This window comes from Klebsiella sp. A52 (assembly GCF_018388785.1).
Lineage (GTDB): Bacteria > Pseudomonadota > Gammaproteobacteria > Enterobacterales > Enterobacteriaceae > Klebsiella > Klebsiella aerogenes.
This window is the reverse complement of record NZ_CP074437.1, coordinates 3,974,685-3,991,352: the sequence shown is the minus strand read 5'-3', so window position 1 is coordinate 3,991,352 and position 16,668 is coordinate 3,974,685. Positions and strand designations below refer to the sequence as shown.

Annotated in this window: 18 protein-coding genes; 6 read left to right on the top strand and 12 right to left on the bottom strand. The window is 56.9% G+C overall.

The annotated features are described in order from the left end of the window. Positions 1–64 precede the first annotated feature (64 nt). Entirely contained in the window at positions 65–1,168 is a 1,104-nt protein-coding gene (locus KGA69_RS18850) for a cobalamin-independent methionine synthase II family protein (RefSeq protein ID WP_047050928.1), read from the top strand. A gap of 29 nt (positions 1,169–1,197) precedes the next feature. Here KGA69_RS18850 and KGA69_RS18845 read toward each other — a convergent pair whose 3' ends face one another. Continuing rightward, positions 1,198–1,668: a helix-turn-helix domain-containing protein gene (locus KGA69_RS18845; RefSeq protein ID WP_049061855.1), complete on the bottom strand. Its 471-nt coding sequence runs from the start codon at positions 1,666–1,668 to the stop codon at positions 1,198–1,200. A 116-nt stretch (positions 1,669–1,784) separates the two neighbouring features. Continuing rightward, entirely contained in the window at positions 1,785–2,969 is a 1,185-nt protein-coding gene (gene ydeE / locus KGA69_RS18840; RefSeq protein WP_045394569.1) for an efflux MFS transporter YdeE, read from the bottom strand. A 192-nt stretch (positions 2,970–3,161) separates the two neighbouring features. On the opposite strand from ydeE, the gene eamA reads away from it, so the two are divergent. Beyond that, positions 3,162–4,058 (top strand): O-acetylserine/cysteine exporter, encoded by an 897-nt coding sequence (gene eamA / locus KGA69_RS18835; RefSeq protein WP_045394567.1) that lies wholly within the window; start codon positions 3,162–3,164, stop codon positions 4,056–4,058. A gap of 74 nt (positions 4,059–4,132) precedes the next feature. Here the strand turns inward: eamA and marB are convergent, their stop codons facing one another. Genes marB through marR form a run of 3 tightly spaced genes read right to left on the bottom strand, consistent with a single transcriptional unit; the run spans position 4,133 to position 5,205 of the window. Then, positions 4,133–4,339 (bottom strand): multiple antibiotic resistance protein MarB, encoded by a 207-nt coding sequence (gene marB / locus KGA69_RS18830; RefSeq protein ID WP_020078926.1) that lies wholly within the window; start codon positions 4,337–4,339, stop codon positions 4,133–4,135. Positions 4,340–4,369: 30 nt separating this feature from the next. Further along, positions 4,370–4,753, bottom strand: a complete 384-nt coding sequence (gene marA, locus KGA69_RS18825) for an MDR efflux pump AcrAB transcriptional activator MarA (protein WP_015366733.1) — start codon at positions 4,751–4,753, stop codon at positions 4,370–4,372. 17 nt (positions 4,754–4,770) lie between these two features. Continuing rightward, positions 4,771–5,205, bottom strand: coding sequence for a multiple antibiotic resistance transcriptional regulator MarR (gene marR / locus KGA69_RS18820; protein WP_045394564.1), 435 nt, complete (start codon positions 5,203–5,205; stop codon positions 4,771–4,773). 262 nt (positions 5,206–5,467) lie between these two features. On the opposite strand from marR, the gene KGA69_RS18815 reads away from it, so the two are divergent. Continuing rightward, positions 5,468–6,136, top strand: coding sequence for a MarC family NAAT transporter (locus KGA69_RS18815; protein WP_045394562.1), 669 nt, complete (start codon positions 5,468–5,470; stop codon positions 6,134–6,136). A 53-nt stretch (positions 6,137–6,189) separates the two neighbouring features. Here the strand turns inward: KGA69_RS18815 and KGA69_RS18810 are convergent, their stop codons facing one another. After that, positions 6,190–7,392 (bottom strand): sugar transporter, encoded by a 1,203-nt coding sequence (locus KGA69_RS18810; RefSeq protein WP_213292585.1) that lies wholly within the window; start codon positions 7,390–7,392, stop codon positions 6,190–6,192. A 194-nt stretch (positions 7,393–7,586) separates the two neighbouring features. Between KGA69_RS18810 and KGA69_RS18805 the strand changes: the two genes are divergently transcribed. Beyond that, positions 7,587–8,384: a PhzF family phenazine biosynthesis protein gene (locus KGA69_RS18805; protein ID WP_213292584.1), complete on the top strand. Its 798-nt coding sequence runs from the start codon at positions 7,587–7,589 to the stop codon at positions 8,382–8,384. Between the two features lie 42 nt (positions 8,385–8,426). Here KGA69_RS18805 and KGA69_RS18800 read toward each other — a convergent pair whose 3' ends face one another. The 6 genes from KGA69_RS18800 to KGA69_RS18775 form a co-directional block, all read right to left on the bottom strand. Further along, a complete protein-coding gene (locus KGA69_RS18800; protein ID WP_163310973.1) occupies positions 8,427–9,104 on the bottom strand; it encodes an SDR family NAD(P)-dependent oxidoreductase in 678 nt (225 codons plus the stop codon). Beyond that, entirely contained in the window at positions 9,101–9,574 is a 474-nt protein-coding gene (locus KGA69_RS18795) for a NanQ anomerase/TabA/YiaL family protein (protein WP_063415224.1), read from the bottom strand. The genes KGA69_RS18800 and KGA69_RS18795 overlap by 4 nt, the downstream gene beginning before the upstream one ends. Continuing rightward, positions 9,571–10,737, bottom strand: a complete 1,167-nt coding sequence (locus KGA69_RS18790; protein WP_213292583.1) for a sialidase family protein — start codon at positions 10,735–10,737, stop codon at positions 9,571–9,573. The genes KGA69_RS18795 and KGA69_RS18790 overlap by 4 nt, the downstream gene beginning before the upstream one ends. Positions 10,738–10,739: 2 nt before the next feature. Beyond that, the gene (locus KGA69_RS18785) at positions 10,740–12,152 is read right to left on the bottom strand and encodes a sodium:solute symporter family protein (RefSeq protein ID WP_213292582.1); all 1,413 of its coding nucleotides are present in this window, start codon (positions 12,150–12,152) and stop codon (positions 10,740–10,742) included. Between the two features lie 73 nt (positions 12,153–12,225). Then, positions 12,226–13,110, bottom strand: coding sequence for a dihydrodipicolinate synthase family protein (locus tag KGA69_RS18780; protein WP_213292581.1), 885 nt, complete (start codon positions 13,108–13,110; stop codon positions 12,226–12,228). Then, entirely contained in the window at positions 13,111–14,277 is a 1,167-nt protein-coding gene (locus tag KGA69_RS18775) for an iron-containing alcohol dehydrogenase (protein WP_213292580.1), read from the bottom strand. It lies immediately after the preceding gene. A 175-nt stretch (positions 14,278–14,452) separates the two neighbouring features. On the opposite strand from KGA69_RS18775, the gene dtnK reads away from it, so the two are divergent. Next, positions 14,453–15,688: a D-threonate kinase gene (gene dtnK / locus KGA69_RS18770; protein WP_045394530.1), complete on the top strand. Its 1,236-nt coding sequence runs from the start codon at positions 14,453–14,455 to the stop codon at positions 15,686–15,688. Further along, complete coding sequence (locus tag KGA69_RS18765; protein ID WP_047067417.1) at positions 15,681–16,667, top strand: D-threonate 4-phosphate dehydrogenase; 987 nt, start codon at positions 15,681–15,683, stop codon at positions 16,665–16,667. The genes dtnK and KGA69_RS18765 overlap by 8 nt, the downstream gene beginning before the upstream one ends. Position 16,668 lies beyond the last annotated feature (1 nt).

Sequence of the window (16,668 nt, the reverse complement as noted above, 5' to 3'; positions counted from 1 at the left end):
TCTAAAAATTCAAATAATGAATTATCACGGCGGGCAACTACCTGCCTGCCGTTAAGGAGAGAACATGCAACGTCACCAGGCCCCGTTCCGCGCAGATATTGTCGGCAGTTTTTTACGTCCTAACGCCATTAAGCAGGCGCGCCTGCAGCTGGCGGAAGGCAATATTGATGCCGGCCATCTGCGTGAAATTGAGAATGAAGCCATCCGCCAACTGGTTCAGCAGCAGTGCGATTGCGGCCTGCACGTGGTGACCGACGGTGAGTTCCGGCGCGCGTGGTGGCACTTCGACTTCTTCGACGGTCTGGAAGGCGTTGAACGTTACGATTCAGAGAAAGGTATTCAGTTCAACGGCGTACAGACCAAAGCGCACGGCGTGCGCGTGACCGGTAAACTGGGCTTCGGCAACCATCCAATGCTGGAAGATTTCCGCTTTTTGAAAAGCGTCAGCGGCAATGCGCAGCCGAAAATGACCATCCCCAGCCCCAGCGTGCTGCACTTCCGCGGCGGGCGTAAAGATATCGATAGCACGGTATACCCGGACCTGGCTGAATACTTCAACGATCTAGCAACCACCTGGCGCGATGCGATCCGCGCTTTCTATGACGCTGGCTGCCGTTATCTGCAGCTTGATGATACCGTCTGGGCCTATTTATGTTCAGACGAACAACGCCAGCAGGTACGCGAGCGCGGTGACGATCCGGACGAACTGGCGCGTACCTATGCCCGGGTACTGAATAAAGCCCTTGAAGGGAAGCCGCAGGATCTCACCGTCGGCCTGCACGTCTGTCGCGGTAACTTCCGCTCGACCTGGATTTCAGAAGGCGGCTACGAGCCCGTGGCGGAAATTCTCTTCGGCGGCGTCAACATCGACGCGTTTTTCCTTGAATACGACAACGATCGTTCCGGCGATTTTGCCCCGCTGCGCTTTATTCGTCCAGGCCATCAGCAGGTGGTACTTGGGCTGATCACCACCAAGAACGGCGAACTGGAAAATCCGGAAGGCGTGAAGGCGCGACTGCAGGAGGCGGCGCAGTATGTACCGCTGGAGCAGATTTGCCTGAGCCCGCAGTGCGGCTTTGCCTCCACAGAAGAGGGCAATTCGTTAAGCGAAGCCCAGCAGTGGGATAAAGTGCGGCTGGTCACTGGGATCGCCGCCCAGGTCTGGTAACGAGATAGCCCGCATTAAGCGGGCTTTTTCTATTTGCGTAGCAGGCGCTGCAGTCGCGCCTGCCGCCACTGGCGGATCCACCCGGCAAAGACAAACAGACGTAATCCCCGCAACAGCAATAACGCGCCCCAGATGATTGCCACCCACACTGACCAGTAGATATCCGGTTGGGTAAAACGGTTAATCACCAGCAACAAAACGCAAACCGTGACCGCCACGCTCAGCGAGCGAAAAAAACGGCTCTCCTGATGCAGGCGGCTTTTCGCTTCTTCGATACGTAAATCGAGCGATGCTTCGTGACCGACGGGAGCATCGTCGCTGAGCTCGGCCACATTTATCTCAAACACCGCCGCCAGAGCGCTCAGGGTTTCTAACCCCGGGCGATCGCCGTTTTCGATCCGCTGGATAGTGCGAACGCTGACGCCAGCCAGTTCGGCAAGTTGTTCCTGGGACCAGGCGCGCTGCAGACGTAATTGCTTTACTCGGGTACTGCTGTTCATGGTGTTAATCTCCGGATGGGAACCTGAGACCAGTGTGGTTTTTTAACCTGCCAGGCGCCACGACGGGCACCCGACAGAGAGGCGACAGCAACCCGACAGCCGCATGACGCCTGGGTTTACGCCTGTACGGTTTGCCAGGGACGCACATTCATGCCGCGGAAAATCATCAGCCAGGCGGCGACGATCGCCAGCATTAAGATGAAGAATAGCGACCAGTGCGGCAGATGGGTGAGGATTATCCCGGTCAGCATCGGGTTGAACGCCGCGCCTAACCAGCCTAACGACTGGGCGGAAAAATAGCTGGCTTTCATACCGGGTGGGGCAATCTGATCGATCAACATATATTCGCCCGGCGCATAAATAACTTCGCCAAGGGTAAAGATAGCAGCGGAAATGCCCCACATCAGCAGATTATTACCGGAGAGGATAAAACCGCCGAGACCCAACACATAGCACAGGGTGCCGAAAGTCATCAGCGGGCGGATGTTTCGCGCCGAAAGCCGTCGCCCGACGGCGTATTGCAACGCGACCACCACCGCGGCATTGACCGGCAGCACTACCGCGACCACTTTTTCCGCGAAGTCGCTGGTGCCTGCGGCGAGTACATACTGCGAAATACAGGAGGCAAATGAGCCGCCGACAAACGATGCCAGTAAGCCGGAAAAAGTAAACCACAGCAAGGCACGATCGCGCAAAAGCACCGACGGCGTCCACTGCGGCGCGGTACCTTCCACGCTAACGGCAGAGGTACGTTCGACGAAGATCTGGATAAACACCAGCGGGAAGGCGGCACACAGCGCGGCCAGCCAGAAAGGCAGGTTAATGCTCTGCATCACCAGTAGGGTGCCAATTGGCGGCCCAACGGTCCAGCCGATATTGAGGAAGGTATAGTTGAGCGAAAAGATGCGCGCCTTTTTCTCCGGCGTCAGCACATCGGCAAACCAGGCCTTCAGCACGGTAGAAAAAACCGAATAAGCGCAGTTGATCAATGAGAAAAAGAATACCACCAGCGCCACGCTATTGACCGCGGGGATGGCGATAAAGCCAGCGATAAACGCCACGATGGCGATCAGCATATAGCGTTTTTTGTCGAACTTATCGGCAAGAATACCGAAGCCCATGCTGAAGATAACGCCGACGACCAGCGCGACGGAGAGCGCATAGCCGATGACGTCGACTTCCAGCTGAAAACGGCGGGTGAGATAAATCGTCATAAAAGGAAGCGTTGCGCCGCGGCCGATGGTTAACAGCAACGACGATGCCAGTAGCGCTACCGTTGAGCGCCTGATGGTGGTTGTCATTTTTCCTTGCCCGATGTTGTGTTTTATTTTTGTTGTGCCCGATCACAAATAGCATGCTAACTGAGCCTTGTATAGCGGGCTCTATGTCGGAAAGTGCCTTCAGCACCTGCTAAAAATAATGATCTGTTCGAGCGGCAGGAATTTGGTTACTTTGACCTTGGTCATCGTTGACCAGAATGACAGAGGCATCGTATGACGCGCAGAGATGGACTGCTGGCAATGCTGGTAGTGGTGGTGTGGGGGCTCAATTTTGTGGTGATTAAGCTCGGGTTGCACAATATGCCGCCGCTGATGCTGGCGGGGTTACGTTTTTTACTGGTGGCGTTTCCGGCGCTACTGTTCGTTGCGCGGCCCAAAATACCGCTGCGCCTGCTGCTGGGCTACGGCCTGACCATCAGTTTCGGCCAGTTCGCCTTTTTATTCTGCGCGATTAACCTCGGTATGCCAGCCGGTTTGGCATCTCTGGTACTGCAGGCTCAGGCCTTTTTCACTATCGTGCTGGGCGCTTTTGTCTTTGGCGAGCGGTTACAGGGAAAGCAGGTCGCCGGTATCGCGCTGGCGATTTTTGGCGTATTGGTACTGGTTGAGGCCAGCCTCGGCGGCCAGCACGTGCCGCTGGTCGGCTTTATGCTGACTCTGGCGGCGGCGTTCAGCTGGGCCTGCGGCAACATTTTCAATAAGAAGATTATGTCTCAGCAACACAAGCCGCCGATTATGTCGCTGGTGGTGTGGAGCGCGTTGATTCCGGTGTTACCGTTCATGCTGGCGTCTGGCATTATTGATGGGCCGCAGGCGATGGCGGCAAGCCTGGTTAATATCGACGCCACGACCGTGCTATCGCTGATGTATCTGGCGTTTGTCGCCACCATCGTTGGTTACGGTATCTGGGGAGCGCTGCTTGGGCGTTATGAAACCTGGCGGGTGGCGCCGCTGTCGCTGTTGGTGCCGGTAGTCGGGATGGCCAGCGCGGCTCTGCTGCTTGGCGAACGGCTCAATGGTCTACAGCTGTTGGGGGCGGCGCTGATTATGGGCGGGCTCTATATTAACGTGTTCGGTCTGCGGCTTGCGCGCCGCGGCGCAGCGCGGTAATGACCGTCCCGACGAAGCCGGGATAAAAAAGCCCCGCTTCAGCGGGGCTTGAGTCATTGCGGAATGGGCGGGCGTTAGTTGTAATACGGTACGCCCAGCTCATCCGATTTATCATTGCCGGCAGCCATGTGATTAAAATCAAACGGCGAGTCGTTATGTTCCGAAGGAATGATCATCGCATCCCGGTTATTGTGGCGAACCGGAGTGGTGGTTTGCTCCGCATAACTCTGGCTTGCAGCCAGCGCCATTAGCACGATGGCGGCGGTAGCGAATAATTTCATGATTTCCTCGATACGTCTTTATGCAGGCGATTAACAACAATAATTATTTAGCGGCATCAGGTAGCGGGATTCACCCGGAACGTTGGTGATGCGATATTTATGCGGCGGTACATCGAAATAGTTTTTAAACGTCCGCGTCAGCGTCTGCTGCGATTCAAAACCGTAGCGCTCGGCCAGATACAAAATCGGCTCATTGCTCTGCTTGAGTTTTTGCGCGATTTCCGTCAGCTTGCGGCTGCGGATGTACTGGCCCAGCGAGTGGCCGGTCTCTTTCTTAAACATTCTTTGCAGGTGCCATTTGGAGTAACCTGAGCGCTCCGAAACTTTCTCCAGCGATAATGGAGATTCCAGGTTCTCTTCGATCCACGACAAAATACTATGGATAGTGATGGCGTCGTTATTGCGTCTGGACATCATCTTACCTCTTCTTATTACGGCAGGACTTTCTTGAGCAGTTGCTCAAGCATGACCACTTCGTCTGCCGTTAGATTTTTTGTTAGTTCCTGGTGCAATTTTTGACCCACAACCTGATGACAGTGCTCACAAAGGGCTGCGCCTTCTGGTGTCAGCTGCACCAGAACGCCGCGCTTATCATTTGGGTTGGGCAACCGTTCTATCCAGCCTTTGCAGACGAGTCTGTCGAGCATGCGCGTCATTGCGCCTGGATCGACCGACAGGACGGTCTTCAGCTCAACGGGTGTTGTACATACTTCACAGCGAATGGAGCAGAGCACCCGGAACTGGGTGGCGGTGATATCCATGGGTGAAAGATAGTCGTTGAGCAGTCGATCTTTTTTCTGGTTAACCATCTGGATCAATCGGCCAAGAGGGATCATCTCGTTGAACAGATTGTTAGTGTTTTCCATGATAGTTGCCCAGGCAATTATTTAGTTGCGATGGATATTATTGCCGCGGCAATCATAAGTCAACATTATGAATTCGCCGATGCCACGATTTGCTAAAGATTGATAATTTGACGGTTGTCACTTTTTCTCATTTTACTAACGCTTGTTATTTTTTATCGACGTGATTTTTTTCGTGGATGTGGCATCTGAGTCGCTGCTGTCGATATACTCGCGGGGTGAAACTGTACTGAAAAAATGATACTTAACGGGATGTTGACTCACTATGCTGGAACTCTTTAAAGCAATAGGGCTCGGTCTGGCGGTGATTTTACCGCTGGCGAACCCGCTCACCACCGTGGCGCTGTTCCTCGGCCTGGCGGGCAATATGAACAACGCCGAGCGTAACCGGCAATCGCTGATGGCATCGGTGTATGTCTTTGCGATCCTGATGGTGGCGTGGTATGCCGGCCAGGTGGTCATGAATACCTTTGGCATTTCCATTCCCGGCCTGCGCATCGCCGGCGGCCTGATCGTGGCTTTTATCGGTTTTCGGATGCTGTTTCCGCAGCAGAAAGCTCATGATTCGATGGAAGCGAAAATCAAATCGGAAGAGCTGCAGGATGAACCCACGGCGAATATCGCCTTCGTGCCGTTGGCGATGCCCAGCACCGCCGGGCCGGGCACCATCGCGATGATTATTAGCTCCGCCTCGACGGTAAAACACGGCGTCGATTTCCCGGAATGGGTCGTGCTGGCCGCGCCGCCGATTATTTTTGCGCTGGTGGGGATCATTCTGTGGGGCTGCCTGCGTAGCTCAGGGGCGATCATGCGGCTGGTGGGGAAAGGCGGTATCGAGGCGATTTCCCGCCTGATGGGTTTCCTGCTGGTCTGCATGGGCGTGCAGTTCATTATTAACGGCGTGCTGGAAATTATCACCAACTATCACGCCTGAGGGCAGCAATACGATTCACGCGCCCGGCAGTAAGCGGCCGGGCTTCGTGAAGGCTAATGGGAGTGGTGCGGCTGCTGCTCATCGCCCGGCGATGGCCAGCGGCGGAAAATCATCACCGACCACACCAGCGCTACCAGCGCCGGTACGGCGCCAACGTAGCCTATCGCCGACATCGACAGTTGCGTACTCACCTGGCTGCCGACCAGCGCGCCGGCGCCAATACCAATATTGAAAATTCCCGAAAACAGCGACATCGCCACATCGGTAGCATCCGAAGCCAGCGCCAGCACTTTCACCTGCATGCCGAGGCCGATGACCATAATCGCGATCCCCCAGAACACGCTGAGCAGCATGAGCTGGTTGGCGTTCCTTGAGGCAGGTAGCAGCAACAGCAGGCATACCAGCAGCAGGCCGATAGCGGTGGTAATCAGCGCGGAAGCATGTTGGTTTCCCAGCTTGCCGAATACAATACTACCAATAATACCCGCGCCGCCGAGCACCAACAGCAGCAGAGTGGCGAAATTAGCGCTCAACCCTGCGACGTTCTGCACGAAGGGTTCAATATAGCTGTATGCCGTGTAGTGGGCGGTCACCACGATAACCGTCAGCAGATAAATACCGAGCAGCGCCGGACGGCGGAACAGCACCGGCAGGCTCTTGAGCGAACCGGAATGTTCGCTTGGCAGCGCCGGCAATAGTTTTGCCAGGCAGACCAGCGTCGCTAAAGCGCCAAGACCAATGGCCAGGAAGGTTGTGCGCCAGCCAAAATATTGTCCGACGATACGGCCAATAGGAATGCCGAACACCATGGCCAGCGCGGTACCGGTGGCGATAAGGCTAAGCGCCTGAGCGCGCTTGCCGGGAGGGGCCATACGGATAGCCAGCGCGGAGGTGATCGACCAGAACACCGCGTGGGCGAAGGCGATGCCAATGCGGCTCACTACCAGCACCGTGAAGTTCCACGCGAAAAATGACAATACGTGGCTGGCGATAAATAACACGAACAGGCCAATGAGCAGGCGACGGCGCTCCATCTTGCTGGTCAGCAGCATGAACGGCAGCGACATCAATGCCACTACCCAGGCATAAATGGTCAACATGATCCCGACCTGGGCCGTTTCCATACCGAAGCTGTCGGCAATATCAGACAGCAGGCCGACCGGAGCAAATTCAGTGGTATTAAAGATAAAGGCGGCAATTGCCAGCGTGACGACCCGCAGCCACGCGACTTTGCGTGAGACCGTATTTGTAAGCATAAATTCCGGGCTGGTAGTAATGAGAAGAAGAGGAGGCGATCTTAAAACGAATGCTGCTGAAAATACAATCACTTTGTGATCTGTATCTCATTTTTTGCTGACGCCTGTGGCAGCTAACAACTTAATTTTTCGGCTAATAGTGTGCGGGAATGGTTTATGTGTCATGTTGATAGCCGATAAAAAAGGGGAGCACGATGAAAGAAATCAGTTTTTACCTGGTCGATGCCTTCAGCGATCGCAATTTTGGCGGCAACGCGGCGGCAGTATGCCCGCTCAGCGAATGGCTGCCTGATGAAACGCTCTTAAAAATGGCGCAGCAGCATAATCAATCCGAAACGGCGTTTTTTGTCCGCACCGACGCTGGCTATGAGCTACGCTGGTTCACGACGCTTGATGAGATTAACCTCTGCGGCCACGCCACGCTCGCGGCATCGCACGTGATTTTTGAATATCTCGACCACCCCTCGGCAACTATCGTATTTAGCACCCGTTTTGTCGGTGAACTACGGGTAACGCGCAGCGGCGACTGGCTGACGCTGGATTTCCCCGCCTGGCAAACCACGCCGGTGCATGACGTACCGCCGGCGCTGTTCGCCGGGTTGGGCATCGATGACGCGCTGGAGGTGCGGGAAGGGCGTGATTACCTGGTGGTTCTGCGCGATCGGGCGCAGGTTGAAGCGGTGCGCCCGAATATGGCGCTGCTGGAGACGCTGGATAAGATGATTTGCATCAGCGCCGCCGACGAAGAGTACGATTTTGTCAGCCGCTTTTTCTGCCCCGGTGAATCGGTACCGGAAGATCCGGTAACCGGTTCAACCCACAGTATGCTGATCCCCTACTGGGGAGCGAAGCTCAATAAAACCGACCTGCTGGCGCGCCAGGTGTCGGCGCGCAGCGGCGAGCTGCGCTGCCAATGGCTCGATGACCGCGTACTGATTAGCGGCCAGGCGACCACCTATCTGCGCGGCACGGTCTATTTGCGCGAAGGTTAATGATAGTTTCCCCCGGCTGGCGCGACGTTTAGCCGGGTACTCCTAACCAAGCGAGGCGCCGCCACACATCACCAGCTCTTGTCCGGTCATGGCCGCGGCTCCTTCGCTAAGTAGCCAGCTCACCAGCGACGCCACCTCCTGTGGCTTAATCAATCTACCGAGCGGCGGCGCCTTCGGCGGCGAACTCTCGCGCCCTGGCTGGCGCAGCATTGGCGTATCGGTGGCGCCGGGGGCGATAACGTTAACGGTAATGCCCACAGCGGCAAGTTCCGCCGCCCAGCTTCTTGCCAGCGCCACCAGCGCCGCTTTGGTTGCCGTATACTGAGAACGGCCTGCCGCTCCGCGCGAGGTCCGGCTACCCAAAAGGATAATCCGACCGCCACGGTCCATAACGGGCGCAAAGCGGTTGGCTAAGGTCTGCGCCGCATCTACATGTAGACGCCACAACGTCTCGCCACGCTGCGCGTCAAGTTCTCCTAGCGGCGCCGCCGCCATCAAACCGGCGGCATGGATAATCGCCTGCGGCGGTGGTACCGACGACAGAGCATCAACCAGCGCGCGGCGGTCGCTCACATCGACCGCCAGATGGGTGAAGCCTTCATGGATGAACGTCGGCGCGGAGCGGCTCAGACCGAGCACCTGCCAGTCCTCCGCCAGCAGTTGACCGACAATCGCGGCGCCGATCCCCGAGCTTGCGCCCGTCACCAGTGCCTGCTTCATGGCGCCTCCAGCATGCTGCGCGGTACTTTAAACACCGCTTTCCTCACCGGGGCGGGTGACGTAACGGCGCACAGTGCCTGGTGCGGTTCGCCGGGGAGAAAGACCGCGAAGTCCCCGGCGCACAGATGCAGCGTGACGCTTTGCGGCGTCTGCTTGCTGATAAAGAGGTCCGGCTTGCGTTCTTCATCATCAGGTTGGCCTGTGTACACCATACCGGCATGCAGCGTCTCCTCGCCGGCTAAAATGACCTGAATATCGGCCCATTGGTGGTGATATTCGGTATGTCGCAGTTCTGCCGCCTGGGTTTGCGCGATGCCGATGGTGCAGTGCCATCCGCCATCTGCAGGTTGGAAGCGGCCATCTTCGCGGGCTGTCAGGGCGGCAAGAGAACATTCAGTGCGACTGAGTATCTGCTGCAACGCCAGCGGCAACCCCGCCTGAGGCAGGGCATTCAGATTACCGATGATCATACGCCTTCTCCTTTAACCCATTGCGGCGAGACGCGGACATACTTGATGGCCTGCCGGTACCAGGTATAGGCAATGTGTAAATTACCGTCTTCACCCTGTTTAATACTGGGATAGGAGAATTCACGGTTTAGTTTTTGCTCTGAATTGTTGGTCATACAGTAGCCATCGCCCTCATCAAGGTTGCGCATCCACGGCCAGCTTTTGCCGCCATCGGCGGAGATAGCCACGGTCATTGGCGCGCGCGGCGCGCCCCAGAAGGCGGTTTTCCCGGTGCATTCAGGCTCTTTCCGGCCGTCGTCGTCTTCTATCTCATCGTATAGCGATGCCCGACGCTCGCTGGCGCCTGCCGCGCTCATATTATTGAACACCAGCGCCAGCTCACCGTTGCTCAACGTGGTCGCCTGAATGGACGAGTTATTGTTTGGCAGCGTGGTGGGAATCGGCGCTGACCAGCTTTCGCCAAAATCTGTCGACTGGCTGTACCAGATATGATCGGCCCAGCGGCTGCGGAAGAAGGCGGCCAGCGAGCCATCGGCCAGCGGGATGATATTCATATGCACGCAGCCGAGGCTTTGCGGTACCGCCACGTCGCGCCAGCTTTTGCCGCCATCGGCTGAGATTTTTACCGCGCTGATATCGTCGTTACCGACCCATTTTTCCCCTGGACGGGTACGACAATAGAAAACCGGCAGCAACCAGTTGCCGTTGGGCATTACGGTTATGGGTTGCCGGATAAAGGTGCCGGGTTCATCGAGTAGGGTGGCAATCGCTCCCCAGTGCTTTCCTCCATCGTGCGACTGGCGATAACGCACAATAGCGGTGTCCTGATTGCCGGCGTGCTGCGCGGTCCATAACAGCCATAGCACGCCATCAGGAGCCTGGAACAGCACCGGATTTTGTTCCGAACGTTCCGGGTCGTCGGATAACTTTATCGCGTCGCTCCACGTTGTGGCGCCCGGCGCTAAACGCGATCCCCAGACTGAAATATCCGCTTTCCCTTCCTGAGAACCGCCGAACCACACGCACATCAGCGTGCCATCGGGCAGCGGCAGAAGATTGGCGGCATGGTTTTGCGGGCAGCCGGAGGGCAGCATTGCCGAGGCGAGCTGAGGATCCTGCTGGTGTTGGCGAATCACGCCGTCAAAAGTTGGGGTGGTGGTCATTTTTACACTCCACTTTGTTCAATGGGGGCCGGGGATGATTGTTGCGCTTTATTGGGGATTAGGCGGTCGATCACCATAATCAGGGCCGGGGTGATCAGCGCGATGTACATGTTATTGATGCCGAACGGATCGCCGAGCAAATACCACGCCGAAGTCACCACGCAGGCGCCGATGAGGCCAGCGTTCGCGCCGCGGGCGCTCTTAAAGAACGGCGCATAGAAGGCGATGACCGCGACCACGGTGATAGAGAGCCTGATGGCGCGGGTAAAGAAGGAGAGCTTCAGTACTTCCGGTACCAGCAGCACAAAAATAAGCGGCAGAAAACCGATGATCAGCGAGGCCCAGCGGGTGGCCTTAAACTCCTGCTCCGGCGTTGGATTGCGCCACGGCACGTAAAAATCTTTTACCACCAGAGAGGCAATCGCCAGGGCAACGGTGCTGACGCTAACGAAAATAGAAGCCACAAGTGACGTTGTCACTAATCCGGCAAGCCACGGGTTCATATCCTGCAGGAACACCGGTAGAGCGTACAGGCTGTTGATTTCCGGGTGCAGAAACTTCGCCGCCACGCCGATAATGGCGATCGCGAAGGCGATAGGCAGGCAGAAGAAAAAGGCAATCCAGGTAGAGCGTTTCGCCGATTTTACGTTTTTGGTCGAACTGATCGCCTGAATGACAAACTGGGTACAGAAGATGGAGCCGATGGTGCCGATAAGCCAGGCGCAGATGGTGCCGGCGCCAAAATTACCATCCCAGGTCCAGTAGTAATCCGGCATCTTCTCAATCATCGGCGTGAAACCGCCGGTTTTTGCCAGCGCGAAGCCCATAATAATGAGTAGACCGGCATATTTTAATGCGCTGTGCAGCATGGTGACCCAGGCTACGCCTTTCATACCGCCGAAGGCAAAATAGAAAGTACTAACAATGGCGGTAATAAACGCCGCGAGGGGTAAATTGATCTTTAATACCGTGGAAATTGCCGCCGCGCCGCTGACGTAGTTACCGACGTTCACCAGCAACAGGGCGTAAATCATAATGATGGAAATAATATTCTTGGTACTGGTGCCGTATCGCTCGGCAATCGCCCCGGAAATAGTAATTTTGCCGGTATTATAAATCCGCTTAACCAGTATCAGGCCAAACAACGGAAAGCCAATGGCGGCGCCCAGCACCGACCACGAGGCGGCAATCCCGCTCTCAAATGCGGCCTGTGCGGTTCCGATAGTCGACTTGGCGCCGATATATTCCGACATCAGCAGGATACCAACGATAAAGGCCGGCATCGCGCGCGAGCCCTCCATAAAATCCCCGGAGTTTTTACTTCTGATGCGGAACGTCAGCCAGGTGGTAAATAAGATATAGGCGATGACAATGCCGACAATAATAAAGGTATCTTCAGTGGTAAAATGATTCATCTTAGCCTCTCTTTGGGCGTACGAATCCTGGGCACACAGGTACCCGGTCTATTTTGTTGAAGAAGCGCAGCGCTTAATTAAGATACTGCGCGATGATCCCACGTATTTGCTGCAGTTGAGATGCGCTAAACTGCACCGCGTAGCGGCTATCGCCGACTTCATGGCCCATCAGCTGCAAGGCTTTTTTCACCGCGGCAGGGGAAAAGGCGACTTTATAGAGATCGGTACGCAGGCCGGTGACGTTTTCCTGCGCCAGCCTTGAGGCCGCAATATCGCCTGCCTGGAAGCTTGACCAAATCGCGTTAATCTCCCGTGGCGCCACGTTAGCCAGCCCGGAAATGCACGCTGAACAACCATCCACGAAACCCTGATGAATCAGCGAATCCGGCCCGTTCAGGACATTAAAACCGTCGATGTCGCACACCGCATCAAGAAAGCCCTTCAGGCTGTCATAGCTACCCGCGCTATCTTTTATGCCAATAATGTTGCCATGCGCAGCCAGCCGACGAGCGGTTTGCGGTTCAATGGTGTTCCCGGTACGCGCCGGGATGTTATAGAGAAATACCGGTACGCTGAGCGCATCGGCGATCGCCGTGTAGTGGCTTACCAGCTCATCTTGTTTAAGCGGCACGAACCACGGGGTGATGACGGACACCGCGTCGACGCCTGATCTTGCTATCTGCTGGCCAAGACGAATGGTTTCCCGCGTCGACACTTCGCCAATATGGGCCACCACCGGCGCGCGTCCGGCAACCGCCTCGACGCAGGTTTCGGCAACCGCAATTTTTTCCGCCTCATTAAGGACGAAAAACTCGCCGTTGGTTCCGCCGCAAAAAATGCCGTTACCGGCGGCCAGCTGTCGCTCTACCTGCTGGCGTAGCGCCGTCAGGTTCAGTTCACCACTAGCGGTAAAGGGGGTAACAATGGCGGTTAACACGCCGCGAATGGAATGATGCATTTATCTCTCTTCTCCCTGATGACATGACTGTGGAAACAGCGTCTGGTAAATCGCCTGGACTTGAGCCTGGCTTACGCTGCATGGGGCATTGTTCATTAATCGTTTTACTTCCAGCGCCGCGGCGCTTAGCGTTTCAATACTCTCTGGTGGTACGCCCAGCGCGGCGAGGTTGTCCGGCAGCGCCAGCCGTTTCACCAGCTGTGCCAGCCAGCGGACCAGCGCATGAGATTTCTCTTCGTTATTCAAGGTCAGATCGGCGTCCGGGATCAGATCCCAGACCTGAGCGAATTTATCCACCGCGTACGGGCGCACGACCTGCATACAGGGGGCCAGCAGAATGGCGTTCGCGACGCCGTGCGGCAGATGCCAGGTGCCGCCAAGCGGGTAGGAGAGCGCGTGCACCAGATGCGTGCCGGCATGATTGATAGCCACGCCGCCATAGTACGAGGCCCACAACATCTCCAGTTTCGCCGTGAGATCCTGCGGGTCGGTCACGGAACGCTCAATATTCCGTACCAGCTTATACAGGCCGATTAAGGCGGCGTTATCGCTTACCGGGTTCGCGACGGTTGAAGTAAAGCACTCCAGAAGATGACACAGCGCATCGATGCCGGTGGAGGCGGCAATGGCCGCAGGCATGCTGGTGGTCAGTTCCGGCAACAGGGCCACGAAATCCGGCAGCAGCACCGGGGAGATAATCCCCACTTTGGTATTACGTTCGGGAATAGCCAGGATAGCGTTTGGCGTCGCTTCCGAGCCGGTGCCGGCGGTGGCGGGTATCAGCAGCGATGCCAGACGCAGGCGCGGTTTCTCGCCGTCGATCAGCGCGTTCAGCGAAGGGGATGCGGGATGAAGTAGTACCGAGAGCAGCTTAGCCACGTCGAGAACGCTGCCGCCGCCGATACCGACGACCATCTCCGGCTGCGCTCCCGCGAGTTGGGCAACAATCTGCGCCACATCATGTTGGCTGGGCTCTGCCGGGACGGAATCCACGATCCTCACATCAACGGTATTCTCGCCCAGCAGATGTTGGATCCGTTTGGTCGCTTCGAGCTTACCGACGTTCGCATCGGTGACCAGCAAAATGTTTTTTTTACCTGCCAGCACTGGCTTCAGCGCTGAGATGGCGCCCGCGCCGCTGATAATCGTGCTGTTAATCGTCGCCACGTCTTACTCCTTTTTTGTAATGATTAAATTCAATCAATCCACTTGGTGTTCACTCATTTCGATGAGCAAAAGTTATAATTTATACGGAGGTTTAATAACTTGAGCTTGCTCACATTTAATCAAATATGATTGAATATAATCATTAGCGATTCAGATAAGCGATGAAGGAAAGAGAATGAGCTGCGGCGATAATCCTGTTCTGGTGCTGGCAGATGACTTTACCGGGGCCAATGATGCCGGTGTCAGTCTGGCGGAAGCGGGTTTAGCGGTTGAGGTGGCGTTTAACGCCGGTCATCAGCCGACCACCCGGGCGTTGGTTCTCAATAGCGATAGTCGGGCGCTTTCCGCGGCGCAGGCAGCAGAGAAAGTAAACGCGATACTCGGTGATGCGGAAAATTTCGCCGCCGTCTGGCAGGTGAAGAAAATCGACTCCACCCTGCGCGGCAACCCCGGCGCGGAACTGGAGGCAATGATGCGTGCGCGGAGCTGTTCTGTCGCGGTTGTCGCGCCGGCCTTTCCGGCGGCAGGGCGCATAACCCGCGGCGGACGATGTTATGTCCACGGCGTGGCGCTCGATAAAACCGAATTCGCCAGCGATCCCAAAACGCCGGTCAGTAGCGCCGATATTGGGCAATTGCTCGCCATGCAGAGCCGCCTGCCGTGCCGTTCGCTGGATGCGCAGCAACTGGCAGCCGCCCTCGCGGAAGAGAGCGACCAACCGCGTGTGTTGATTATTGATGCTGAAGAAGACGCGCAGCTGGATAAGGTAATCGCCGCGGTAGCCAGCCGCGCGCGGCAAACGCTGCTGGTGGGATCTGCGGGGATCTGCGAGGCGCTGGCGCGCTACCTGCGCCGGGCCACGACCGGGCCGTTGCTGGCGGTGGTCGGCTCCATGAGTGAAATAGCGCAGGCTCAGGTCGCCGCTTTGGCCGGCCATCCGCGAGTCGCGCGGATCGGGATTGATGCCGCCCGCGCCTTTAACGGCGACGCCCTGGCCGATGCCCGGCGAATCGCCGCGGCGCTGGCGGCAAATCATCATTGCGTGGTCACCACCTGCGCGGACAGCGCTGTCCGGCACGGCATTGAGGCGCTGTGCCGTGAACGCGGCTTGAGCCGCGCTGCGCTGGGAGAACGGATCTGCGCTTATCTCGCGCAGGTCACTCAACTCGCCGTTGAGTTCCATGCGCCCGGGGCGCTCTATCTGTCCGGTGGCGATGTCGCGATCGCCGTCGCTCAGGCGCTCGGCGCGCAGGGGTTTCATATAACCGGCCGGGTGGCGCAATGCGTGCCGTACGGCCATTTTCTCGGAAGTCGCTGGCCGCGTCCGGTGATGACCAAAGCAGGGGGATTCGGTACGGAGACCACGCTGCGGGATGTCGTGAATTTTATTGAGGAGAAACTGAGTGTCTAACATGATTGCGGTAACGATGGGCGACCCGGCGGGCATTGGTCCGGAAATTATTATTAAATCGCTGAGCGAAGGCGAACTGAGCGGCGCGCCGGTGGTGGTGGTGGGCTGCGCGCAGACGCTGCGGCGAATCCTGGCGCTGAACATTACCCCGCGCGCGGAGTTGCGGATTATTGAGCACCCGAGAGAAGCGCAGTTTTCACCCGCGACGATTAACGTGATTGATGAACCGTTAAGCGACCCTCAGGCCCTGCGGCCCGGTGAAGTTCAGGCCCAGGCCGGGGATTTGGCGTATCGCTGCATCAAGCGCGCCACCGCGCTGGCGCTGGCGGGCGAAGTTAAAGCTATCGCCACCGCGCCGTTAAATAAGGAAGCGCTACATTTGGCCGGGCACCATTTCCCGGGACACACCGAACTGCTGGCCCACCTGACCCAGACTAAAGATTATGCCATGGTGCTGTACACCGATAAGCTTAAGGTGATCCACGTCACCACCCATATCGCGCTGCGACGCTTCCTCGATACCCTAAGCCAGTCGCGGGTAGAGACGGTTATCCGCGTCGCCGATGATTTTTTACGCCGCGTGGGTTACCAGCAGCCGCGTATCGCGGTCGCTGGGGTGAATCCCCATGCCGGTGAAAACGGTCTGTTTGGCGATGAGGAAATTCGTATCGTCGCCCCGGCCGTCGCGGCGATGAAGGCACAGGGCGTTCATGTCTTCGGACCGTGCCCGCCGGACACCGTTTTTATGCAGTGCCATGAAGGCATGTACGATATGGTGGTGGCGATGTATCACGATCAGGGGCATATTCCGCTCAAGCTGCTCGGGTTCTATGATGGGGTGAATATCACCGCCGGGCTGCCGTTTATCCGCACCTCCGCGGACCACGGCACCGCTTTTGATATTGCCTGGACAGGTAAAGCGAAGTCTGAGAGCATGGCAACCTCCATTGAGCTCGCCATGCAAATCGCACAGGAATAAC